The 22,977-nt window shown below is 57.4% G+C and carries 19 protein-coding genes; 9 read left to right on the top strand and 10 right to left on the bottom strand.

Annotated features, from left to right (window positions below):
• Positions 1-197 precede the first annotated feature (197 nt).
• Genes ACM6IQ_RS21700 through ACM6IQ_RS21710 form a run of 3 tightly spaced genes read left to right on the top strand, consistent with a single transcriptional unit; the run spans position 198 to position 4,185 of the window.
• Complete coding sequence (locus ACM6IQ_RS21700; RefSeq protein WP_414879804.1) at positions 198-1,472, top strand: c-type cytochrome; 1,275 nt, start codon at positions 198-200, stop codon at positions 1,470-1,472.
• Positions 1,469-1,933 (top strand): (2Fe-2S)-binding protein, encoded by a 465-nt coding sequence (locus ACM6IQ_RS21705; protein ID WP_017339248.1) that lies wholly within the window; start codon positions 1,469-1,471, stop codon positions 1,931-1,933. Before ACM6IQ_RS21700 ends, ACM6IQ_RS21705 begins: the two co-directional genes overlap by 4 nt.
• Complete coding sequence (locus tag ACM6IQ_RS21710) at positions 1,930-4,185, top strand: molybdopterin cofactor-binding domain-containing protein (protein ID WP_414879805.1); 2,256 nt, start codon at positions 1,930-1,932, stop codon at positions 4,183-4,185. Before ACM6IQ_RS21705 ends, ACM6IQ_RS21710 begins: the two co-directional genes overlap by 4 nt.
• Positions 4,186-4,418: 233 nt before the next feature.
• On the opposite strand, the gene ACM6IQ_RS21715 is transcribed toward ACM6IQ_RS21710, so the two are convergent.
• The 8 genes from ACM6IQ_RS21715 to ACM6IQ_RS21750 form a co-directional block, all read right to left on the bottom strand.
• The gene (locus ACM6IQ_RS21715; RefSeq protein ID WP_414879806.1) at positions 4,419-5,756 is read right to left on the bottom strand and encodes an OprD family porin; all 1,338 of its coding nucleotides are present in this window, start codon (positions 5,754-5,756) and stop codon (positions 4,419-4,421) included.
• Between the two features lie 125 nt (positions 5,757-5,881).
• Positions 5,882-7,537 carry a cation acetate symporter gene (locus ACM6IQ_RS21720; protein ID WP_414879807.1) on the bottom strand — a complete coding sequence of 552 codons (1,656 nt, stop codon included), beginning with the start codon at positions 7,535-7,537 and terminating at the stop codon, positions 5,882-5,884.
• A complete protein-coding gene (locus ACM6IQ_RS21725; protein WP_017339252.1) occupies positions 7,534-7,896 on the bottom strand; it encodes a DUF485 domain-containing protein in 363 nt (120 codons plus the stop codon). The genes ACM6IQ_RS21720 and ACM6IQ_RS21725 overlap by 4 nt, the downstream gene beginning before the upstream one ends.
• A gap of 31 nt (positions 7,897-7,927) precedes the next feature.
• Positions 7,928-9,148 carry an FAD binding domain-containing protein gene (locus tag ACM6IQ_RS21730; protein WP_414879808.1) on the bottom strand — a complete coding sequence of 407 codons (1,221 nt, stop codon included), beginning with the start codon at positions 9,146-9,148 and terminating at the stop codon, positions 7,928-7,930.
• On the bottom strand, positions 9,145-9,627 hold the full coding sequence (locus ACM6IQ_RS21735) for a VOC family protein (RefSeq protein ID WP_414879809.1): 483 nt from the start codon (positions 9,625-9,627) through the stop codon (positions 9,145-9,147). The genes ACM6IQ_RS21730 and ACM6IQ_RS21735 overlap by 4 nt, the downstream gene beginning before the upstream one ends.
• Positions 9,628-9,934: 307 nt before the next feature.
• Positions 9,935-10,642, bottom strand: coding sequence for a TetR/AcrR family transcriptional regulator (locus tag ACM6IQ_RS21740; protein WP_017339255.1), 708 nt, complete (start codon positions 10,640-10,642; stop codon positions 9,935-9,937).
• Between the two features lie 80 nt (positions 10,643-10,722).
• Complete coding sequence (locus tag ACM6IQ_RS21745) at positions 10,723-11,640, bottom strand: LysR substrate-binding domain-containing protein (RefSeq protein WP_414879810.1); 918 nt, start codon at positions 11,638-11,640, stop codon at positions 10,723-10,725.
• Positions 11,641-11,665: 25 nt separating this feature from the next.
• Entirely contained in the window at positions 11,666-12,877 is a 1,212-nt protein-coding gene (locus ACM6IQ_RS21750; protein ID WP_414879869.1) for an MFS transporter, read from the bottom strand.
• A 424-nt stretch (positions 12,878-13,301) separates the two neighbouring features.
• Between ACM6IQ_RS21750 and ACM6IQ_RS21755 the strand changes: the two genes are divergently transcribed.
• On the top strand, positions 13,302-14,981 hold the full coding sequence (locus ACM6IQ_RS21755; protein WP_414879870.1) for a methyl-accepting chemotaxis protein: 1,680 nt from the start codon (positions 13,302-13,304) through the stop codon (positions 14,979-14,981).
• 75 nt (positions 14,982-15,056) lie between these two features.
• Here ACM6IQ_RS21755 and ACM6IQ_RS21760 read toward each other — a convergent pair whose 3' ends face one another.
• Entirely contained in the window at positions 15,057-17,057 is a 2,001-nt protein-coding gene (locus tag ACM6IQ_RS21760; protein ID WP_414879811.1) for a peptidase U32 family protein, read from the bottom strand.
• Positions 17,058-17,339: 282 nt separating this feature from the next.
• On the opposite strand from ACM6IQ_RS21760, the gene ACM6IQ_RS21765 reads away from it, so the two are divergent.
• The 4 genes from ACM6IQ_RS21765 to ACM6IQ_RS21780 all read left to right on the top strand — a co-directional run bounded on the left by ACM6IQ_RS21765 (position 17,340) and on the right by ACM6IQ_RS21780 (position 20,809).
• Complete coding sequence (locus tag ACM6IQ_RS21765) at positions 17,340-18,788, top strand: DUF3300 domain-containing protein (RefSeq protein WP_414879812.1); 1,449 nt, start codon at positions 17,340-17,342, stop codon at positions 18,786-18,788.
• Between the two features lie 26 nt (positions 18,789-18,814).
• A complete protein-coding gene (locus tag ACM6IQ_RS21770) occupies positions 18,815-19,702 on the top strand; it encodes a DUF2950 domain-containing protein (protein ID WP_414879813.1) in 888 nt (295 codons plus the stop codon).
• Positions 19,703-19,769: 67 nt separating this feature from the next.
• On the top strand, positions 19,770-20,348 hold the full coding sequence (gene gfa, locus ACM6IQ_RS21775) for an S-(hydroxymethyl)glutathione synthase (protein ID WP_414879814.1): 579 nt from the start codon (positions 19,770-19,772) through the stop codon (positions 20,346-20,348).
• A 170-nt stretch (positions 20,349-20,518) separates the two neighbouring features.
• The gene (locus ACM6IQ_RS21780) at positions 20,519-20,809 is read left to right on the top strand and encodes a hypothetical protein (protein ID WP_414879815.1); all 291 of its coding nucleotides are present in this window, start codon (positions 20,519-20,521) and stop codon (positions 20,807-20,809) included.
• 43 nt (positions 20,810-20,852) lie between these two features.
• On the opposite strand, the gene ACM6IQ_RS21785 is transcribed toward ACM6IQ_RS21780, so the two are convergent.
• Entirely contained in the window at positions 20,853-21,809 is a 957-nt protein-coding gene (locus ACM6IQ_RS21785) for an AraC family transcriptional regulator (RefSeq protein WP_414879816.1), read from the bottom strand.
• A gap of 201 nt (positions 21,810-22,010) precedes the next feature.
• On the opposite strand from ACM6IQ_RS21785, the gene ACM6IQ_RS21790 reads away from it, so the two are divergent.
• Entirely contained in the window at positions 22,011-22,964 is a 954-nt protein-coding gene (locus ACM6IQ_RS21790) for a hypothetical protein (RefSeq protein ID WP_414879817.1), read from the top strand.
• Positions 22,965-22,977: the final 13 nt, after the last annotated feature.

Raw genomic sequence — 22,977 nt, forward strand, 5'->3', positions numbered from 1 at the left:
TTTGGACATCGACTGGGACTGCGCGAGTTAACTGTTGTTAATTCTGCCGTCGTTGCGCCTGGCGCAATGTAGCGTTGCGCCTTGGTGGGGTACTCCATCACAACCGCCCTCTCTAAGCTCACCCTTCAGAAGTCGCCGTAGGCCAATCGCAAGCGGCGGATTGAAAAATCTGTCGTTAACTCAGGCGAGGTAAGGCGATGAAGCGCAAGACGATCATCGGTGCCATTCTGGCAATCAGCATCGTGGGGACAGGGTTCGCCTTCTGGATGATGTGGAGGCCGGAAATTCCCGTCGCCAGTCAGCATCAGAGTGCAGGCCGCGAATCCGTGGACAGGGGCCGACGCGTTGTCGAAGCGGGAGACTGCGCGGTCTGCCACACGCGACCAGGGGGTGCTTACATGGCGGGCGGTTTGCCGCTGATAACGCCCTTCGGAACACTCTTCACCACCAACATCACCCCGGACCGGGAAACCGGTATCGGCGAGTGGTCGCTGGACGCCTTTGAGCGGGCCATGCGCGAAGGCATCGCGCGCGACGGCCATTTTCTCTATCCGGCCTTTCCCTATGTGCATTACCGAAAGATGAGCGACGCCGATATCGCGGATGCCTACGCCTTCCTGATGAGCGTGGATCCGGTGAAATACACCGCCCCTGAAAACCACATGATTTTCCCCATGAACTTCCGTCCGCTGGTGTCTTTCTGGAACCTGTTGTTCCTGCATGGTGAGCCGCTGCAACCACTGCCAGACCGCTCAGCGCTCTGGAACCGTGGACGCTATCTGGTCGAAGGCGCCGGGCACTGCTCGTCCTGCCATTCGCCGCTGAATCTGATTGGCGGGGAGAAAAGCAGCGAGCTGTTCAACGGTGGTGTCGTTGATGGCTGGACGGCCCCTGCCCTGCGCGGAATGGCCACGGCGGAACATCCCTGGAATGAAGACCAGTTGGTCGCCTACCTGACGGGCAAGGTCGCCGAAGGACATGGCGCAGCGGCAGGCCCGATGTTACCGGTCAGCCTGAGCATCGCGCAGATGCCAGCAGAAGATGCCCATGCCATTGCGCAGTACATTCTCGACCTGAAAAAGACCTCTTCGGAGGCGCCATTGCCGCCTTGCATCTCTGAGCCCAAGCCCGATGCCGTCGCACTTGCCGGCGCCTCGTTGTTCGAAGGTGCCTGTGCAAGCTGCCACGGCAGTGCCGCACCGATGCGTGTCATTGAATCAAGACCTGCTCTGGCCAGCACTTCGGCAGTGACGGCCGAATCGCCACGCAATTTGATCCAGACCATCCTGCAAGGCATTCCGATGTCCACCGCCGCTGCGAGCCACTACATGCCGGCCTTCGCCCATAGCCTGGACGATGCCGACGTGGCTGCAATTGCCCGGTATCTGCGCAACGAGAGCTGCGCGACCAGGCCCTGGAAGGACTTGGAGAACACTATCAAGAGCATTCGGGCACAGGAGCAGCAACCGTGATCACACTCGACATCAACGGCAAGACTCATGAACTGGACATCCCGGAAGACATGCCGCTGCTGTATGCCTTGCGCAACCAGGTGGGGCTCAATGGCGCTAAATACGGCTGCGGCTTGGGTCAATGCGGCGCATGCACGGTCTTGGTGAACGACAAACCGGTTTTTTCATGCCTGACACCGTGCGGTGCGCTGGCGGGAAAATCAGTGCGTACCGTGGAGAGTCTGGGCAGCGCCGACCAACCGGGACCGTTGCAAAAAGCGTTTATCGACGTCCAGGCAGCCCAGTGCGGTTATTGCATCGCGGGGATGATTGTACGGGCACAGGCTTTGTTAGAGACCAACCCTCAGCCGGACGACGAAACGATCCGTCGCCACATGGCGCCCAACTTGTGCCGCTGCGGCACCCATGTGCGGATCCTCGCCGCGATCAAGTCGGTCATCGAGCAGGGAACCAAGGTATGAAAACCTTAAAGCAAGACGTCAATCTGAGCCGCCGCGCCTTCGTGATAAACGGAGCATTGGTGATGGGGTTCGCGATGCTTCCCGGTATTCCGCGCGCCTTCGCTGACACCGAAGTGGACACCTTGGGCACGCAAATCCTGGCGCCTGACCTGCCGGGCAGCCTGCGGGCCACGCCCTATCTGGACGCCTGGATCCGCATTGACGCGAAAGATGGCATCACGGTCTACACCGGCAAAGTGGAACTGGGCACCGGCGTCAAAACTGCGCTGCTGCAGATCGCTGCCGAGCGCCTGGAAGTGTCGCCCGGGCTCATCCGTTTTCTCACCGCAGACACCGCGCTGACGCCCAATGAAGGCTATACCGCCGGCAGCCATACGATCGTCGACAGCGGCACTGCGTTGTTCAATGCCGCGGCCCAGGTACGTCAGCTATTACTCGAATCTGCGGCACGACAATGGCAACAGAAAGTCGATAGTCTGAGCACGCGGGACGCAGTCATCTACGATGCGCAAGGCCGCAGCATGACCTACGCACAAGCGGTTGTCGGGGTTCAACTGCATCGCTTTGCATCGGCCAACTCCCCCTTCAAGCCAGCCGACAGCTTCACCCTGATCGGCACATCACTGCCTCGGCTGGACATTCCCGCCAAGGTCAGCGGCGGTGCGGCGTATGTGCAGGACATGCGCCTGCCGGATATGCTGCATGCCCGTGTGATACGTCCACCCCGGCGCGGCAGCCAGTTGCTGGACATCGACGAAGCCGCCGTCAAGCAACTCCCCGGCGTGGTGAAACTGGTCCGCAACGGCAGTTACCTCGCCGTGGTCGCCACGGATGAATGGCTGGCGGTCAAAGCCATGCGCGAGGGCTACGCCACTGCCCGCTGGACAGAAGGGAATCCGCTGCCCGACTCGACACACATCCATCAACTCCTTACCGAGTTGCCAGCGCGGCGCTACCCGGTGAGCGCCAAAGGAAACCTCGCGCAACCTGCACCGCGTGCCTACAAGGCACGGGTGACCAAACAGTACCTGATGCACGGTTCAATCGGGCCGTCCTGCGCGGTGGCCTGGTTCAAGGACGGAACACTGACCGTCTGGACCCACACTCAAGGTGTCTATCCTTTGCGCGCGGGCATCGCCGAAATGGTCGGCTTGCCAGCGACTCAGGTGCGTTGCATCCACACCGAAGGCTCCGGTTGCTATGGCCACAACGGCGCGGATGACGCCGCCGCCGATGCTGCGCTGATCGCCATGGCCCTACCGGGCAAGCCGATTCGGGTGCAATGGATGCGCGAACAGGAAAATCTCTGGGAGCCCTACAGCTCGGCGATGCTTGCCAACGTGGAAGCAGGACTGGATGACAGCGGACGCCTTCGTGACTGGAAATACGAACTCTGGAGTACTCCGCACAACGAGCGCATCGTCAATGCCGGGCGCCTGTTGCCGGCCTGGCTCCTGGCAAGCCCCTTCACCCCTGCCCCTTCGATCCCGATTGCCCAACCCGAGGGCGACGGCGACCGTAACGCGGTTCCGTTGTATGAGATACCCAACCTGAAGGTCGATCTGAACTTCGTTCTGACTATGCCATTCAGGACCTCGGCCATGCGTTCGCTCGGTGCCCATATCAACGTGTTCGCCATCGAGAGCACCGTCGATGAACTGGCGGCGCAGGCCAGCGTGGATCCGGTGCAGTTTCGCTTGAATCACTTGACCGATCCGCGAGCTCGCGCGGTGGTGGAGCGCGTGGCCAGTGAGTTCCGCTGGCCGCAAAAAGCAACCGGCCCCGGCAGCGGGATCGGCTTCGCCTTCGCCCGCTATAAAAACATCATGGGCTACTGTGCGATCGCCGTGCAGTTGCATGTGCAGCGCCAGACCGGGCAGATAACGATTGATCGCGTCGTCACCGCCGTCGATGTGGGGCAAATTGTCAGCCCCGATGGGCTGCTCAATCAGATCCAGGGCGGCATCGTGCAGTCCGCCAGCTGGACGCTCTATGAAAGCATCCTCTATGACGCCACTGGCATGCACAGCTTCGACTGGAGCGGATATCCGATCATGCGTTTCCCCGAGTTGCCGCAACGGGTCGAGGTCCACATGATTGATCAGCCGAACCAGCCTTTTCTTGGTGCTGCGGAAATCGTCCAGGGTCCCATGGCTGCGGCGTTGGGCAATGCAATCAGTGATGCCACCGGCAAGCGCTTGCTGGATCTGCCGCTGGCACGACGTGGCTGGCAGGATGCACTGGGATCATGATCTATCCCGCTTCAGAATAAAAAAAGGGCGGTCAAGGATCACTTGCACCGCCCTACCCCCATCAAGGGAAATCTTGCTCTTCAATAAAACACGCCGTTGGAAGAGAACGACATGTACACGCAACACTCGTTAAAGTGCTGCCTGTCAGTTGCGGCAGCCAGCCATAAACCGCACGGGCCCGCCGAGTTTTAAAGTTCCGGACATCACCGCTCTGAAGTGAGCAACCTGATTCATTAAAACAATGCCAATTGGTAATTTATAATCACGCGGTTCTCATCTTGCTGGCGGGTGTTCGGGATATTGTTTCGCACCATTGCATTTTTCCACATGACACCCAAACCTTTGAGGGGGCCCGATTGCACGACGTAGGCCAGCGTAATATCACGCTCCCATTCACTGGAATTGCTGGAGGCAACGGTATCGATACCATCGCCTTTAACATACACAACACCCGCCGTCGCACCTGCCAAGCCCAGTGTTGCAAAGTCATAAGAGTAACGGGCTTGCCATGACCTCTCGCCTACACGTACGAATTTCTGAACCTGCATCTCCGTGATGGTATAGGTGGTCGGGCCGTCACCCTGATTTAAATACGGAAAGTCACTTTTACCATTACTTACTTCATAACCTGCGCCAAAGGTGTGACCCGCAACCGCATAGGTAAATAACCCACTGTACAAATTATTGTCGACTTCTCCCTTCAAGGTATTACCGCCGTAGTAACCTGTCGTGAAATACGCAGGATCATGGCCGTTTGCACCATCACTTTTACTATTAAAGTAGCGAAGATCACTGGTCAGTACGCCAGGACCTATCGCCCAGTTGTGAATGAGCCCGAGAAAGTTCTGCGTGTAAAAATCTTCCAGATTGCCGTAATAGTACTGCAAGGTCAGATCTTTAGTCAGTTTGTAATCGCCACCGGCGTAGACGAACTTATTACTGAAACGACCGGTAACAGCATTATTAGCACCGGCGATGGACATGTTTTCGTTGTTACTGGAGTTGCGTCCCTTCACCTTATCAATTTGCCCACCCACCAAGGTCAGGTCTTTGATATCGGCCGAAGTCACTTGGGTCCCTTGCCAGGTTTGCGGCAACAAACGTCCGTCATTGCTGAAGATCACCGGCAGTTTCGGCACCAGCGTTCCAAGCTTCAGCTCGGTCTTGGATATTTTCATTTTACCGGTCAGGCCCAGGTTGGAGACATCGTCAACCGCATGATCGCCGTCACTCGGAAACACGATGCCGCCGTAGTTCGTGCCCGTCGGATTGCCATGCTTGCCGGCGCTTGAATCCAGCTTGACGCCCAGCATGCCCAACGCATCCACTCCGAAACCTACCGGCCCCGGGGTGTAACCCGAGATGAATTCGAGCTGAAAGGCCTGGCCCCACTCCGCTTGATAACTCTGGTTGGCTGCTTTCTGAGCGGGTGTTGCTGAGTCTCGGTAATCGCTATTGATATAGAAGTTACGCAGTTTGAGCGCAGCTTTACTATCTTCGATGAAGCCCGCCGCATGGGCTTGCTGCGCCAATACACACAGGGCTGCTGCAACAGTCAAAGTACACTTCATTGGTTCGCACCCAAGTTGAGATTTATTGTTTTTGTACAAACTTTTCAGCGTTTTTCAGGCGTAGTTATTCACAAGTCCTGCACGTTCATGCAGCAACTATTTAATGTGAATGTTAATAACCCGAATTAATCAGCGCTCAACTGCGCCTTCCATGTCGCCGGCGTACCCAATTCAGAATCCACCAACTGATTTTCAAATCGATTGCGCTCACTGACAGCACTGGCGGAACGATCGGTGATGGAGAACCAGAAAATGCCAATAAATGCGACAGCCATTGAGAACAGGGCCGGGTATTCATACGGGAACCAGGCTTGCTGATGATGCAGGATCTTGACCCAAACCGTCGGACTGAGAATGCACAGGGTGATTGCCGATACCAGCCCCAGCGATCCGCCAATCACAGCGCCGCGTGTCGTCAGGCCCTTCCAGTAAATCGACAACAACAGCACTGGGAAATTGGAACTGGCGGCGATGGAGAACGTCAGGCTCACAATAAAGGCGATGTTCTGTTTTTCAAAAGCAATCGCCAGGAGAATCGACAACACCCCTAAAACGATGGTCGTCACACGAGAGACACGCATTTCTTCACGGTCAGTGGCGGTGCCACGGCGCAAGGCATGCGCATAGAGATCATGAGAAACCGCAGAAGAGCCGGCAAGGGTCAACCCCGCCACGACTGCCAATATCGTCGAGAACGATACTGCACACATGAACCCCAGGAAGACATTTCCGCCGACGTTGTGTGCGAGGTGTATCGCAACCATATTCACGCCGCCCACTATTGCGCCCGATGCATCGTGATAGGCAGGATTACTGGCAACCAGGGCGATGGTGCCAAAGCCGATAATGACGATCAGTGCGTACCCTATGCCGACAAGACCCGTGGCATAAAGAATACTTTGGCGCGCAGCCTTGACGTTACCGACGGTGAAGAACCGCATGAGAATGTGTGGAAGACCTGCCGTGCCGAAGACTAATGCCAGTCCCAGGGAAATGGCAGACACCGGGTCGGTAATCAGACCGCCTGGGCTCATGATTGCTACATGGGAGGGATGAACCTCGGTCGCTTGCGTGAACAGCTGGTTCAGGCTGAATCCGAATTCGGATAACACCATGAACGCCATGAAGACACAGCCGGTCAGCAGCAAGACTGCCTTGATGATCTGAATCCAGGTGGTCGCCAGCATCCCGCCAAAGAACACATAGATAACCATCAGCGTACCCACGAGAAGTACTGCCGCGGTGTAATCGAAGCCGAACAGTAACTCCACCAGTTTTCCGGCGCCTACCAGCTGAGAAACCAGGTAAAGCAGAACGATAACGATCGAACTGGACGCCGAAAAAGCACGTATGGGTCGTTGTTTCAGCCGATAGGAAAGTACGTCCGCCAGGGTGTAACGCCCCAGGTTTCGCAATGGCTCTGCAATCAGGAACAGAATGATCGGCCAGCTGGCAAGGAACCCGATCGAGTAGATCAGTCCATCGAAACCACTGGTAAAAACCAACGCGGAGATGCCCAGCAAAGACGCCGCAGACATGTAGTCTCCAGCGATTGCCCAACCATTTTGGAAACCGGTAATTTTTCCACCTGCTGCATAGTGATCGGCAACGCTATTGTTTTTACGTGCAGCCCATCGCGTGACAAACAGAGTGAAAATGACAAACGCTAAAAACATGCCGATGGCAATCGGATTATGTTTTTGTGCGGCGGCAGGGACATCGGCCGCATAGACCGCTACCGAAGCAAGGACGGCGGAGATTGCAATGAGTAGACGCTTCATTTGTTGAAGCTCCTGATGATTGTTTTTATTTCAGGGTCGTAGCAGGTGTTAGTGCGCCATACATAGACAGCAACAAGAACAATCGTGAAGGCGAGCATTCCAAAGCCAATCGGCACACCCCAGGTCATCGGTTGCCCTTCGACGATAGGTGTACCCAAACGGGCAGGTATAAAGGCCAGGGAAAGAATGAAGCCGAAATAGACCGCCAGCATAAGCGCCGTCATGCTCCACGAAAATATTCGTCGCTGCTTTACCAGCGCACGAAACTGCGGATTTTCGAGAATCGGGTTTTGAAGTGTGTCATCAACCTGATTAGCGGACATGGCCGGGCCACCGTCTCGCGGATATGCATGTTCCATGGTTGTCTCCTGCAAAGGGCGTGTGGCTGAATTAAAACTTCACCGGCACTGCGGTCTCACGCATCACGGCTTCTGGAGTCCGGTATAACTCAGCCATTTCGCGCTCTTCTTCACTCTTCAGTTGCGCCTGCATGTAGGCACCAAGATGCCTGGCATGTTGAACAATCGATGCCCCGAAACGACAGCGTTGCTCGCTGTAGTCCGCCAATGCCTCTTCCACGGATGCATGTCGCTCAAGTGCTTCGACGATTGCCAAGGCATCACCGGCCGCCTTGGTAACACCCATCCCGCAATGGGGACGCGCCACAAATGCCGCGTCGCCCAGCAAAGCGACACGTCCGAAATTCATTTTCGGTACTTCCAGATCGTAAATCGGTTGGAATAACGGCTGAGCCGCTTTCTTTACGACTTCCGCAAACTGCGGGGCAAGTAAGGTCTCTGCGGATTCGTACATAGTGTCGAGCACGTCACGGCGTATCAGCGCCGGAGGGATACCGCCTTCAAATTGCTTGCCGCTTTCATCCCTCAGCAAATCGCGCAAATCGTCATTGTCACTGGTGCGGTACCACACAAAGTTGTAACGACGCTCCCCGACACGGGTGCTGTTGGAATGCCCCGCAACGGGATACCCCAGGATCTGTTCGTGCGGAGGCAAGCAAAACGCGAATTTATCGAACAGGGCTGCGTGGGCAGAGTCAGACAGGACACTTTCATCCACTAACCCACGCCAGGCGATATAGCCGGCATATTGCAGGTGCACGTCAGGTAAAAAATGCTGGCGAATCGTCGAACGAAATCCATCCGCCGCGATAACGACGTCTGCCTGGTGAGTCGTACCATCAGCCAATGTGACGCTGGCATGAGTTTCAGTGCTTTCAACGGAGACGACGCTACCACCGCAGCGATACAGCGAGTCCGGAAATGCGGCGCGAAGCACCTGATACATCTTCCCCCAGGCGGTCAACGTCTGTGGGAGCACGTTCTCAAGTACGACATCACCGTCCTGGGCCAGCGTGACCCGTGAACGCACATCGATACCTACGGATGCATCGAGGGGAATTCCCGCTGCGGCCATCGCTTCAAACAATTCAGGGTGTGTAACGATGCCTGCGCCACGCCCGGCAAGCTCATCCGGAACGCGTTCGAAGACCTCGACATCCCAACCTTTGCGCAACAGCATATTGGCTGCAAACAGACCACCCAGCGAGCCGCCCACGACAATGGCGCGGGGTTTGTTCAATGAATCGATCATGAGCGTACTCCCGCAGTCGCTGCCGCATGGGCGGTGTAAGAACCGACTGCTTCAATTTCGGAGGCCGGGAAGTTGAGCTCGATGGTGACGCCAGACGGGTCTTCGATGAACACCTGATGCAGGCCGAGGCTCGGAACGGTGCGATCGCGCCAGGCAATGCCCTCGGTCTTGAAGACGTTCCAGAACTCAACCAGGCCGGTTACCAGAAACGCAATGTGGTCGACAGTCCCAGTGCCGGTCAGCGGGATGTCCTTGTCACCAAGGTACTTCTTCAGACCTTCGGGGTTGGAGGGATCAATCCCGATAATGTGGACGGTGCCAAAGTCTTCCTCATCCCCTCCCATGTACAACCAGACGCCAGGAAAATCGAACGGCGGCCGGTAGCCAGGCTTGAAACCGAGCACCCTTTCATAGAATCGACTGGACCTCTCCAAGTCGAACGACCGGATCGAGTAATGAGCGAGCTTCAGGACGTGCATGGTGCCTCCAACTGTTTTTGTATTTATTTATCACTTGATAAACAATACGACCTGACGAAATTGAAGGCAATAGCTGGAGGATCAAATTTTCGCAGGACTGACCGGAACGACGTCGCGGCGTCGCTGAAAGAGAACACGCTTCAGGCGTTGGGAAAGGGCTTTTGCAGGGCAAACAGACGCGATAACGACCCTCGCCACCCGCTCAGCTGAAGGCTGAAACAGGTGATGAGTGGTCGACAAAAAAGAGGGTCGAAGCAGGAGATCAGGGGGCAGGAAAAGGGGAACAATTCACTCGGACCGAAGCCGATCAATTCTCGCCGAGGTCGTTATCGAGTTGCTGCAGGACGTGGGGACTGCCGTTAAGGAACGCATCGACCATCTGCTCGATCTGCGCATCAATGTCCTCAGTCACTGGAAGATCGTAAATCCATTTGCGCACGCCGATATAGAAAATGCTGGCATGCAAACTCCAGATCAGCTCAAGCTCTTTTTCATTGATCGTTTCACCTGAGGACGGCGCCAATCCATGAGCATGGCGAATTTCTGCAATGACAGGAATGAAGACGCGCTCACGCAATTTAGCCAGATACCGATCGTTGATGCCTTCACGTGTCAGCCCGGCGAATACGAAGATACGAATCCATTCTCGCCGCAGAATCACGCTTGCGTATGAAGTATAGAAACGAACCAGGCGAGGCTGCAGGGGTTCCGAACGATCCTTGATGATCGCCTCCCACTCGGTATCCCACTGATAGACCTCCTCGTAGACACGGTCTATCAAGGCCTCTTTGCTAGGAAAATATCGATAGAGCAAGGGTTGGGTAACGTCAAGTTGTCGCGCCAGCTCACGGGTACTCCCCGAGAATCCGCACGTTGCAAAATGCTCGATGGCTTTCTGCACAATCTGCTTTTCCCTGACCTCTGGCGAAAGGCGTCGAGTCGTCGACTTGACGAGGCCTTCGGAGTCGGCTGATTTTCCAGGCTCTTTCTCGTCCACATTTTTTGAGTCTTGCATAACGCCTCACTAGAGCTTCATCGAGGCATCATACAAAACAAAAGAATGCGCTGGCTATGAACCCGATTTATCAGGCGCAATCAGCTCTGCGACAAGCCTTCAGGCCCCAGCAATTCGCTGATGAAATCGATAAACGCATTGACGCGCCGGGAGCCACGATGATTGGGGAGATACAGCGCAGAGATGGCCGAACTCGCATCGTTCGGATTGACAACAAATGACTCGAACAACGACGTCAATTGACCACCCCCAATATCATCATCGACGAGCCAGTCAGGTAACAAAGCCACCCCGCCGCCGGCCAGCGCGACCTCCCGCAAAACCTCCGCATTGTTGCTTTTAAAGCGCCCCTCCACGGGTACCCGAGTCTCTTCACCGTCGTTCAGGAAAGTCCAGACCTGTTGCTTTGGGCCGTAACTGAAGCGCATGCATTCATGCCGCAAGAGGTCCATGGGATGTTCAGGGAAGCCATGGGTCTTCAGGTACTCAGCATTGGCAACCACCCGACGTCTGAAATGGCCGACGGGACGACTGACGACACCATCCATCGCTGCTGCCGAGCCCAATCGGATCGACAGATCGACGCGCTCGCCCAGCAATTCGACAATGTCGTCAGACAGCGTCATGTCCAGCACGAGTTGCGGGTAACGCTTCAAAAACGAGGCGATATGAGGCGCAATCAGACGACGTCCAAACGCCACCGGGACGGAAATACGAAGATGCCCTGCGGGCACTTCCCCACGGTCAGTGACTGAAGCATCCGCTTCGGCTACTGCGCTCAATACCTCCCGCGCTTTCAAGTAGTAGGCGGCCCCGGCATCTGACAACGATATCTGACGCGTGGAGCGGTTAAGCAAAACCGCCCCCAGTTCCGACTCCAGCCCATCGATCATCCGGGTCACGGAAGACGTCGCCAGGCCCAACTGCCGAGCGGCAGAAGAAAAGCCCTTCGAGTCCACAGCCTGGACGAACATCTTCAACGAGAGCAACTTGTCCATGACACTCCTTGACTGCTGCGGAGTCTCATTGAGCCTGCCCGGCTCGACGAGAAACCATCGAAAAGGCGACCAGAGCGATCAGTGACAAAGCGCTACCCACCGCTGCAACAGCCAACCAGCTGGCGTGTTCATAAAGCGAACTGGCCACCGAGGAACCGATTGCGCCGCCAATGAAGATACTGATCATGTACAACGCATTCAGACGACCTCTGTTCGCCGTGCCCAGGGCGTAGACGGCTCGTTGGCCCAGCACCATGTTCATCTGCACCGCAAAATCCAGCGCGATACCGGTAACCGCCAAACCAATCACACCGTAAAGGGGATTGATGAAGGCCGGAAGGAAGCTCACAACGCCCAGCACCATGGCCAACTGTGAGGCACGTCGAGTGTGTCCGGCATCAGCGAGTCGACCGCTTATAGGCGCGGCGACTGCACCGATGGCGCCAACCAGGGAGAACATCGCGATCTGACTTTGCGTGAGGCCAAACTCACGGCTCAATACCAGCGGCACCGCAGTCCAGAACAAACTGAACGCCGCAAACATCAGCCCCTGATAAAGCGCACGCTGACGCAATACCGGCTCGCGGCAAAACAGTTGCCCAAGGGACATCAGCAGTTGACCGTACGACGCCCGATGGGCCGGCTGCCACTTGGGCATGGTCATGGCGATCACGATGGAGATGATGAGCATCAAGGCAGCCGCCCCGATAAACACGGCTCGCCAGCCGAAATGATCAGCCACCAGGCTCGACAGCGGCCGCGCAAGCAGAATCCCTAGCAGCAAGCCCCCCATGATCCCGCCAACCACCCGGCCGCGAGATTCTTCCGGAGCCAGATGCGCAGCCAACGGGATAAGCATTTGCACGGAGACCGAGCTGAAACCGATGAGTGCCGAGACGACAAGAAACACGCTCGGCTGCTTGGCCAGACCGGCGGCGACCAGGCTGAAGATCGTAATCACGATCGTCGCGACCATCAGTCGGCGGTTTTCTACCAGGTCCGCCAAGGGCACCAGGAAAAACAATCCGAGTGCATAGCCAATCTGAGTCAGCGAAACAATAAAGCTCGCGCTGCCATTCGACATGCCGATATCCGGGGCGATCAAGCTGATGATCGGTTGTGCGTAATAGATGTTGGCCACGATGGCTCCGCAACAAAACGCGAACAGAAGCACCAGCCCTCTGGTCATTGAAGTTTTTTGTATCGTCGTTGCTGTACTACTTGTAGAAGCGCCCATTCCATAAACTCCTGAGATTCGACAGCGGTGACTCTCCAAGGAAAGATCACTCGCATTGATGTTTGTCAGGTCAACAAAATAGGCGGCACTCCCCCTCCAGAGAATATGGGCAGGACGCAACGTCATGTTGCGTCAAGCGCAAAAGACCCCGGGCCTGGTCAACGTTTCCTCTTGGGTCAATGACACGACAGGTTCTTCCACCGCCGTTTACCGACCATCGACAAGCCGTTCGGGATGAGCGTAGACTGCTATTGATCGATCGATCATTTATAATTTTTTGACGACGGGAGACCTTTCAGTCTCTCCAGACCCAACGGCTTCAACCCAAAAACACCCCCGCCTTTTACGCGACGTTTAGCCAGCCTTGGCCGAAATAAAAAGGGGTGGAAAACAATAAAATCTCTTGAGTGAGGTGAAACTCATCGTGATGCTAAGTCTTCGCAGCAAAATCATTCTTCTGACGATCATCCCTGGCCTTTTGCTGGCTGCAGTGATCAGCGGTATCACCTTTTGGGTTTTGCAAAAGCTGGCATCCGAGGAAGTCGAGCAGACGCGCGACCTCTTGATCAATGAGCGAAAAACTTCGCTCAAGCACTATATGGAAATTGCCCAGGCATCGATTCAGCCGATCTACGACGCTTCCGGATATGGGGATTCCAACGCTCGGGATCAGGCCGTCAAGATTCTGCGTACGCTGAGTTTTGATAAACAAAACTACTTTTACGGCTACGACTCTTCGTCTGTTCGCGTGTTCTCCGCCAATCTGAACACCGATATCGGCAAGAGCTTTGTCGATAGCAAAGATGCCGACGGCGTATACGTCATTCGGGGACTGGTTGAAGCGGCCAGGACGGGCACTCATTTTTTCCGCTATCAATGGCAAACACCCAGCAGCCCGAAACCTACACCCAAGCTCGGCTACACCGTTTACCTGGATAAATGGGACCTGATCGTGGGTACCCAGGTGAACCTGGACGATCTTGAGGTTCAGGTGCAGGCCATCGCCAGCGAGCGCTATAAGCGAATCGGCCAGCACACCACGTACATCCTTTTCCTTGCTGTTTGCGTGCTGCTATTCGTGGCGCTGATTGGCATTTGGCTAGGCAACAGCATTGTGAGACCTGTGCTGGCCATCAAGAAGAAACTGGACGACATCGCCGCTGGAGATGGCGACCTCACACACCGCTTGCCCGTTTCGAGCAACGATGAGCTGGGCGATTTGGCTCACTCGTTCAACTTGTTTGTGGAAAAAATTCATAGCCTTGTACGTCAGATCGCTGAGATGACCGGGCAATTGACTGCACTGGTCGAAGAGATGTCGGCCCAGGCACAACGGTCAGAGCAGGCCATGGATCGTCAGCGCCAGGAGACCGATCATGTGGCGACAGCCATACATGAAATGTCCACGGCTGCGCATCAGGTTTCCGTCAGTGCCCAAAGTGCTTCGCTCGCAGCACGGGAAACCAGCGATGTGGGTGGGCAGGCAAGGGATGTCGTCAACAGGAGCATCGAAAGCATTCATTCGTTGATTGAGGAAATCGGCCAAAGCAGCGCGTCCCTGGACAGCCTGAACAAGGATGTGCAGTCGATAGCCGGTGTCGTTGACGTCATTCGTTCTATCGCGGAGCAAACCAATCTATTGGCTTTGAACGCCGCCATTGAAGCAGCACGGGCCGGCGATGCGGGTCGTGGTTTTGCGGTGGTCGCTGACGAAGTCAGGGCCCTGGCCAGCCGTACGCAGAAAAGCACTCAGGAAATCCATGGGATGATCAGCCTGCTGCAAAAAGGTACTCAAGGCGCCATGATCACAATGGGCCGCTCCAGCGAAACAGGCCGGACAACGGGGGAGCTGGCAAACCGTGCGGGAATGTCGCTGGACGCCATCAGCCAACTGATCGACACCATCAATGACATGAACGCTCAGATCGCCAGCGCGTCCGAAGAGCAAAACGCCGTGGCCGAAGAAGTAAACCGCAGTATGAGTCACATCTCACAGGCGGCTGACGTAGTCGCCGGGGACGCCAAGAATGGCGCACAAACCTCCAGAAGTCTCACGGATCTGGGGAGTCGACTGGGTCGTCTGGTTGGCCAGTTTCGTATTTAGATTCTGGCCTGCCATACACGCAATCGGGTCGATCAGGCGAGCGCAACAGGACAACTGCACGCTCGCCTGTCACGCTCAGTGGGGCGCGCGAGGGATGGTCTTGAGCAGGTCTTCGGGGCTGATGTGACCGACGATCGGTTCCATGACGCTGCCCGGTTGCGGCAGATCGAGGATGTGTCCCTTGATCTTGCCGATGACGTGCATCTCGCAAGGCTTGCAGTCGAATTTCAGCGTCAGCACCTCGTCACCGTGCACCAGTTGCATCGGCGCGACCTTGGTGCGCACACCGGTGACGCCTTTGGCTTGCTTGGGGCAAAGGTTGAAGGAGAAACGTAGGCAGTGTTTGGTGATCATCACCGGCACTTCGCCGGTTTCCTCGTGGGCCTCGAAGGCCGCGTCGATCAGCTTCACGCCATGTCGGTGATAGAAGTCGCGGGCCTTCTGGTTGTAGACGTTGGCCAGGAACGACAGGTGCGATTCCGGGTACACCGGCGGCGGGTTGGTTTCGGCCTTGCGGCCTCCCCGTGGGTGGGCCAGCAGGCGGGCCGCGGTCAATGCTTCGATCACTTCGCGGCGCAAGGCCTTGAGCTGCGAATTGGGGACAAAAAATGCCTGGGGCGCATCCAGTTCAATGGCGGTGGCGTGGTAGTCGGTGGTGCCCAGTTGACCGAGCAAGTCACGCAGTTGCTCCAGGGCCTGCTCCGGCTTGTTGGCCAGACCGAACGGGCCGTCCAGGGAAACGCTGGCGCTGACGCCCTCCTCGCTGGTGGCGGTGAGTTGCAGGCGCTGTTCGTCCAGCCGTGCGACCCAGGTCAGGCCGATACGACGTTCGGCAGACGTCTTCTGCAAGGCTTGCTGCCAGTTATGGTCCAGGTTGCGGCTCAGTGGATGGTTGGGCCGCAGCTTGTACATGCCTTCCGGCATCTCGTTGGGCTCGACGCGGTAGCGATAGCGCTTCTGGCCCTCTTCGTCGAACTCTCCCCTGGGCTCCGCGATATTGGCGCGGAATCCCACCACCTCGCGCTTGATCTGCACATTGAGGCCATCGCCGTTGGACAACGGTTCGAAGGTCACCACCTGCAAGTCGCGCTTGCCAACCTTCTCCACCACGCCCACCGGCAAGCCGGTGAAGGTCGGTGAATCGAAGGCGCCGATGTCGATCTTGCGCTCGCTGACGAAGTAGTCGGTGCTGCCACGGTGGAAGGTCTTGTCCGGGTCGGGCACGAAGAAGTGCGCCGTGCGGCCACTGGAAGCGCGGGCCAGGTCCGGGCGGTCTTCGAGAACATCGTCCAGGCGCTGGCGGTAGTAGGCCGTGATGTTCTTCACATAGCCCATGTCCTTGTAGCGCCCTTCGATCTTGAACGAGCGAACGCCGGCTTCCACCAACGCGCGGATGTTGGCGCTCTGGTTGTTGTCCTTCATCGACAGCAGGTGTTTTTCATAGGCAACGACGCGGCCCTGGTCGTCCTTGAGGGTGTACGGCAAACGGCAGGCCTGGGAGCAGTCGCCACGGTTGGCACTACGGCCGTTCTGTGCGTGGGAAATATTGCACTGGCCGGAGAACGCCACGCACAGCGCGCCATGAATGAAGAACTCGATCGCCGCGTCGGTCTCGTCGGCGATGGCGCGAATCTCTTGCAGGTTAAGCTCGCGGGCGAGTACCAGTTGGGAGAAGCCCGCCTGGTCAAGGAACTTGGCTCGCGCCAGGGTGCGGATGTCGGTCTGGGTGCTGGCGTGCAGCTCGATCGGCGGGATATCCAGCTCCATCACGCCCAGGTCCTGGACGATCAACGCATCGACACCGGCATCATACAGTTCGTGGATCAGCTTGCGGGCCGGCTCCAGTTCATTGTCATGCAGGATCGTGTTGAGGGTGGTGAACACCCGGGCGTGGTAGCGACGGGCGAATTCCACCAGCCCGGCGATTTCACTCACCTCATTGCAGGCGTTGTGGCGGGCGCCGAAGCTTGGGCCACCGATATACACGGCGTCGGCACCATGCAGGATGGCTTCGCGGGCGATGCTCACGTCACGGGCGGGACTGAGCAGCTCCAGGTGATGTTTAGGTAGAGACATGTTTTTTTATCTGGTTTGTCACGGTCGAGGCACGCATTGTAGCGGCGAAACACTTGCCAGGCACCCGTGGCCTACCGAGTGGTAGCCGCCCCCATACCGCCAGCCCGGTTCGCACCCACGCCGACCACTCGGCCAATCGCCGCCGTGAATCCATGGCAACAAAAATATGTTTGCTACCATTAGAGAGCAGCATCGAGGCTGAGGCCTGGCTCGCGAAATCGGCTTTAACCTTCCTGACATTGATCCATTCCATTCAAGCCTGCCTGAGCATGTGGGGGGCCAATGCGCATTCCATTGTTTTTCGCGGTGTCCGCGGCACTGTTGTTACACGGATATTCCTGTCTGGCGCAGCCATTGGATGCGACCGCGAACGGTGCTGAAACCGCGCCCGTCACGGCGGCCGTCAAAGATGCCGTGTTCAATCAGGAGCAGCTGGATCAAATGCTGGCGCCCATTGCGCTTTACCCGGATCCACTGCTGGCCCAGGTACTGATGGCCACCACGTACCCCGGCGAAGTCACCGAGGCGGTGACCTGGTCCAGATCACACCCGGACGCCAAAGGTGACGATGCGGTCAAACAAGTGGCGAGCCAGACGTGGGACCCGAGTGTACAGGCGCTGGTCGCCTTCCCGCAGGTGCTGGCAACGCTGGGGCAGGATCCCGTTTGGGTGCAACGTCTGGGAGATGCCTTCCTGGCGCAGCCCGACGATGCCATGGAGGCCGTGCAACGCCTGCGTCATCAGGCGCAAGCGGCAGGCAATCTGCAGAGCAATCAATATCAGAACGTGACGGTCCAGAACTTTGCGCCACCGGCACCTGCACCCGCCACTTCGGCTCCGGCTCCGGCTCCTGCGCCTGCCAGCAGCACTTCCACCATCATCATTCAGCCCTCCGATCCACAGGTGGTGTACGTCCCCAGTTACAACCCGACCACCACATACGGGACCTGGTCCTATCCCGCGTCACCCCCTGTTTACTATCCGCCACCGCCAGCCTATTACCCCGGCTCGGCGTTGATGGCCGGACTGGCGTTTGGTACCGGTGTGGCGATCGTCGGCGCGCTGTGGGGTGACTGTGACTGGGGTAACAACGACATCGACATCGACGTCAACCGATACAACAACATCAATGCCAACAACCGGATCACCAATAATCAGAACAAGTGGCAGCACAACACCGTTCATCGCGATGGTGTTCCCTATCGAGACAGAAAGAGCCGCGAACAGTACGGCCGACAACTGGACGGTGCCAGTCAGCGTGAGGCCTATCGAGGGGATAATGCCGAGCGCGCCCAGGCTCGTGAACGGGCCCGTGGTGCCATGGACAAGCGTGGCTTCGAACAACCTGCCACCAGCAACCGCGAAGCCCGGGATCGAGCGCGCGAAGCCCAGTCCGCAACCAACAATCGGATGCAAGGCACGGACAGAGCGAAGTTGTCCGACAGGAGCCAGGGTAACGCCAGAAACGCTCGAGAGAGCCAGCAACCGAGGAACCAGGCTGCTCAGGCGCGCGGACAGGGCACGGCGCAAAAAAGGCCATCCGCCAATGCGGGCAGTGCCCGCAACAATGCATTCGCCGGCGCGCGATCACCGGCCCAGTCCAACGCACAAGCCAGTCGTGGCCGGGCCAGCGAGATGTCCGCCCAGCGCGCCAGTGCTTCGCGATCAGCCGGCCACCAGATCAGTCGGCCGTCGAATCCACCCGCGCGTCAACGAGGGGGTCGTCGTTGAAAAACAATCCTCGAATAAAGTCACTCATGGGTGTGTTCCCCCAGGTATTGGCGATGGTTGCCGGCGTGGCGTGGTCGTGCGTTGTTGCGGCACAGCAGACATTTCGAACGCCGGAAAAGGCCGCTCAAGCGTTCGTCGAAGCCCTGGGTACAGAGCACGCCGATCAGTCGCGCCTGACAGAGTTGCTGGGTAAAGAATGGCACAGCTACATACCCCGTGAAGGGGTTCAGCGCAGTGATGTGGATGCTTTTTTGAAGCAATACCGCGAGCAACATTCCATTGAAAAAACCAGTGACCGCAAGGCGCTTCTGTCGGTCGGCAGCGACCACTGGACACTGCCGATACCCATGGTCAAGGTCGAGAAAGGTTGGCGCTTCGACATCAAGGCCGGCCAGGCCGAAATCCGTGCCCGTCGAATTGGCCGCAACGAACTTGCGGCGTTGCAATCCGTACGGACTTATCACGACGCCCAGATGGACTATTCGTCAGTGGACCGTGACGGTGACGGCGCACTCGAGTATGCGCAGAAAATCTTCAGCGCCGCCGGCAAGCACGACGGTCTCTATTGGGCCAACGACGACAGCGATCAGATCAGCCCGTTGGGGTCCTCGTTCGGCAAAACCATTGCCGGCGAAGACTGGCACGGTTACCACTTCCGTATTCTTGATGGCCAAGGCCCTTCGGCACCTGGCGGCGCCTACAGCTACCTCATGGGTGACAAGATGAGCCGTGGCTTTGCACTGATCGCCTGGCCGGCGAAATACGCTGACACCGGGGTCATGAGTTTCATGATCAGCCATGAAGGCCAGGTGTTCGAGAAAGACCTGGGCGCCGAGGGTGAGAAACTGGCGCGGTCAATGAAGCGTTTTGACCCGGATGACAGCTGGAAGGTAGTGCCTGCCGACCAAGAGTAAACGCTTCGAACAGCGCGCTACTCTTGATCTGCACATAGAACTGAGGGTCGCATCGAAGGAGGTCAACATGAGCACCTTGAAACTTCACCCTGTACTGGACAATGGTTTCCAGCCCGCCGCCGCGAATTTCACAGGTGGCACCCTGCAATGCCTGTGTGCGAACGACAAGGTCGAGGTCAAGATCGACGCGCAAACCCTGCATAACCACGCGTGCGGCTGCAGCAAATGCTGGAAACCGCAAAATGCGATATTCGCCGTCATTGCCGTGGTACCCCGGGATAAGGTCAGCGTCACGGCCCACGGCGAAAAACTGGCCATTGTCGACGAAACCGCCACCATCCAGCGCCACGCCTGCAAACAGTGCCACGCTCACCTCTTCGGGCGCATCGAAAACAAGGACCACGCCTTTTATGGCCTGGACTTCGTCCACACCGAGCTCTCACCCCAGAGCGGATGGGCGCCACCGGGCTTCGCGGCGTTCGTGTCCTCCATCATCGAAACCGGCACACCGCCCGCACAAATGAAGGCCATCCGTGAGCGTCTTCGCTCGATCGGCCTGGAGCCCTATGACTGCCTGTCCCCGGACTTGATGGACGCACTGGCGACTCATGTCGCCAGACAGAAAGGCCTGCTCCCCGCCTCCTGATTGATCGACCGCCGCGGCTCTGGGCCGGGAGCTGCCGGTGGTCGTGGCCTTTCGCTTGTCACCGGCGTTTGACTAAGCTGAATAGATAAGGACGAACTGAAATCCAAGTGATAGCGGCCACCCGCGAATCCGGACGGGTATCAAGACGGTAACTCGCAAAGGAGATGACCATGTACGCGGTCATAAGAACCTACTCGGGTCGTGACGCAAAAAAACTTTTCGATTTTCTTGAAGAGCAAAAGGCCGACGTCGAGGCGGCCCTGCGCAAAGTACCTGGCCTCGCCAGCTACACACTGCTGCCTCTCGGTGATGGCGGTATATCGATAACGGTTTGCACGGACAAGGCTGGCACCGATGAGAGCATGAAAGTCGCACGCGAATGGATTGAGAAGAACGCCTCGCACATCCATACGTTCCCACCGGTCGTCACGGAAGGGCCGGTCATTGTGCAAATCAATTAGCGCGCCCTGATGCCCCCTCACGACATTATCGCTGTCCCGTGGATCACGCAGATTGTCTGCGCCAAGTGCCGGGTGATGTACCAAACTGGCGTTTGAATGCACGACTGAACGCCGCTTCGGATTCGTAGCCCACTGCAAAGCCAATCTGCGCCACATTGCCGCGACCTTCACGCAGCTGTTGAGCCGCCACGTGCATACGCCACAGCGTCAGGTATTGCATCGGTGGCTGTCCGACCAATGCCGTGAATCGCTCCGCAAAAACCGAGCGCGACATACCCACTTCAAGCGCCAGGGCGTCTGCAGTCCAGCGCTCGGTTGGACGAGCATGGAGCAGCGCCAATGCGCGCCCGATATGCGGATCCCGCAAACCTGCCAGCCACCCGCGCCGCTCAGCGGGGAGGTTCGCGACATACTGGCTGACGGCTTCGACGAATAGCAGTTCGGATAGCTTGGCGATGATCGTTGTCGAGCCGACGCGCCCCGCCGCAATCTCACTGACAGCGAAACGGAACGAGCTTTCAATCCAGGCTCCCGATGCAGTCGCGCGCACGTCCAGTTTCAATAAGGATGGCAGCGATGAAAGCAAAGGACTGAAGGGTGTGTCCGAGCCGAGGAATCCACACAACAACTGCGTGGCCTCGCCGCCTCCGCCGTACTTGATTCGTGAAATGCCGCCGACTTCCGGCGGCTGGACAACTTCGCGCGCATGCATGGGCGCAATGCTCAGGTCGCTGCCAAAAGTATGAACATCATTGCAAGGAAGCAGAATGAGTTCACCTGCCTGCACATCGACAGTCGCGCCACCGTCGATTCTTAATTGCATGTGCCCCGCGGCGACAAAATGCGACGCAATGACATGTCGAGGCGTCGCCAGGAACGGTTTGCAGTCGTCCGCAGAGAGCCTTCCGTTGATGCACCAGGGCGCAGTGAATTCCGCCTCGAGAAAAACCCCTCCAGACAGCCGAATCACACGCAAGACATCAGAAAGTGCATCCAACAATTGCCAGCCCTCCTTTCCGGAGTCCGGAGCATGTAATCAGGCGCGCCGGTCATTCTTCGCCTGAACTGCGAGGCCTAGATTAGCACCAACGTCGACTCAGTGATCGTGACGCTCCCCCCAGAGGCTTCACCCAGGGGTCATTGGCTCCGACGTTCCCGTAATTGCCCCGTTCCAATTCGACCAGGAAAGCAGGAGATCACTATGAACACCGTCGCTACCAGACCCGGCTCAGTCTCGGGCAACGCCGACCGATATGCCCAAATTGTCAGATCATCAAAGAAAGCGGAATGGCAGATCGATCGCGATTTGCTCCAGGACCGACGTTTCGACTTCTCGCGCAAATTCTTGCCCGACGGACTCTCCCAGATCGACCGCCTGACCTTTCTCAACGCCGACGAGGCGCGCCTGCTCAGTCAAATTCAGGGCCGAACCTATGCATTTATCTTTGGCCTGGTCGAACGTTTTATCAGTGCCAAAATGCTCGATCAAGGTCGGGGCCATGTCTTTGACGATCAGCTCGCACTTGAAGCGCTGGTGCGATTTTCCAACGACGAGATCAAGCACCAGGAGCTGTTCCGGCGCGTAGAGACGATGATCGGTTCGCAAATGCCAGCGGGATATCGGCAAGTTGCCGATCCCAACGATGTGGCGCGCGCGGTACTTGCGTCCAGCACCTGGTCGGTGCTGGCGTTGACCTGTCATATCGAACTGTTTGTTCAGACGCACTACGTAAAAAGCATCGCCCCGCGCGAGGAGTTGTGCCCACTCTTCAAGGATGTCTTCAAATATCACTGGATGGATGAAAGCCGGCACGTCGTACTCGATGAGCTGGAGTGGGAGGCGGAGCACGCGAAACTCTTGTCGGCCGAGCGCGACCAGGCAGTCAACGATCTGATAGCTCTGGTGGCAGCCGTCGACACCCTCCTGCAGGCACAATCGGCATCCGACGCTGACTACTTCATTGGAAATGTCTCACGATTGCTCAGTGCCGATGAGACAGCGCAAATCAAAGCCTGCGTGCTGAGCGCCTACCGTTGGCAATACATTATCTCGGGCGTGCAGCATCCACACTTTGGCCGGCTGCTTTCGCGCATGACAACACCCGCACAGATGTCCAGGATTCAGGCCGCACTGGCCCCCATCATGAGCCATTGATCGACAGGGCGCG

It is taken from the genome of Pseudomonas sp. IT-P100, assembly GCF_949767185.1.
GTDB classification, from domain to species: domain Bacteria; phylum Pseudomonadota; class Gammaproteobacteria; order Pseudomonadales; family Pseudomonadaceae; genus Aquipseudomonas; species Aquipseudomonas fluorescens_B.

Coding starts and splice junctions, on each gene's coding strand:
- ACM6IQ_RS21700 (WP_414879804.1), top strand. CDS start 198: ATGAAGCGCAAGACGATCATCGGTGCCATTCTGGCAATCAGCATCGTG.
- ACM6IQ_RS21710 (WP_414879805.1), top strand. CDS start 1,930: ATGAAAACCTTAAAGCAAGACGTCAATCTGAGCCGCCGCGCCTTCGTG.
- ACM6IQ_RS21715 (WP_414879806.1), bottom strand. CDS start 5,756: ATGAAGTGTACTTTGACTGTTGCAGCAGCCCTGTGTGTATTGGCGCAG.
- ACM6IQ_RS21720 (WP_414879807.1), bottom strand. CDS start 7,537: ATGAAGCGTCTACTCATTGCAATCTCCGCCGTCCTTGCTTCGGTAGCG.
- ACM6IQ_RS21725 (WP_017339252.1), bottom strand. CDS start 7,896: ATGGAACATGCATATCCGCGAGACGGTGGCCCGGCCATGTCCGCTAAT.
- ACM6IQ_RS21730 (WP_414879808.1), bottom strand. CDS start 9,148: ATGATCGATTCATTGAACAAACCCCGCGCCATTGTCGTGGGCGGCTCG.
- ACM6IQ_RS21735 (WP_414879809.1), bottom strand. CDS start 9,627: ATGCACGTCCTGAAGCTCGCTCATTACTCGATCCGGTCGTTCGACTTG.
- ACM6IQ_RS21740 (WP_017339255.1), bottom strand. CDS start 10,642: ATGCAAGACTCAAAAAATGTGGACGAGAAAGAGCCTGGAAAATCAGCC.
- ACM6IQ_RS21745 (WP_414879810.1), bottom strand. CDS start 11,640: ATGGACAAGTTGCTCTCGTTGAAGATGTTCGTCCAGGCTGTGGACTCG.
- ACM6IQ_RS21750 (WP_414879869.1), bottom strand. CDS start 12,877: ATGGGCGCTTCTACAAGTAGTACAGCAACGACGATACAAAAAACTTCA.
- ACM6IQ_RS21760 (WP_414879811.1), bottom strand. CDS start 17,057: ATGTCTCTACCTAAACATCACCTGGAGCTGCTCAGTCCCGCCCGTGAC.
- ACM6IQ_RS21765 (WP_414879812.1), top strand. CDS start 17,340: ATGCGCATTCCATTGTTTTTCGCGGTGTCCGCGGCACTGTTGTTACAC.
- ACM6IQ_RS21770 (WP_414879813.1), top strand. CDS start 18,815: ATGGGTGTGTTCCCCCAGGTATTGGCGATGGTTGCCGGCGTGGCGTGG.
- gfa (WP_414879814.1), top strand. CDS start 19,770: ATGAGCACCTTGAAACTTCACCCTGTACTGGACAATGGTTTCCAGCCC.
- ACM6IQ_RS21780 (WP_414879815.1), top strand. CDS start 20,519: ATGTACGCGGTCATAAGAACCTACTCGGGTCGTGACGCAAAAAAACTT.
- ACM6IQ_RS21790 (WP_414879817.1), top strand. CDS start 22,011: ATGAACACCGTCGCTACCAGACCCGGCTCAGTCTCGGGCAACGCCGAC.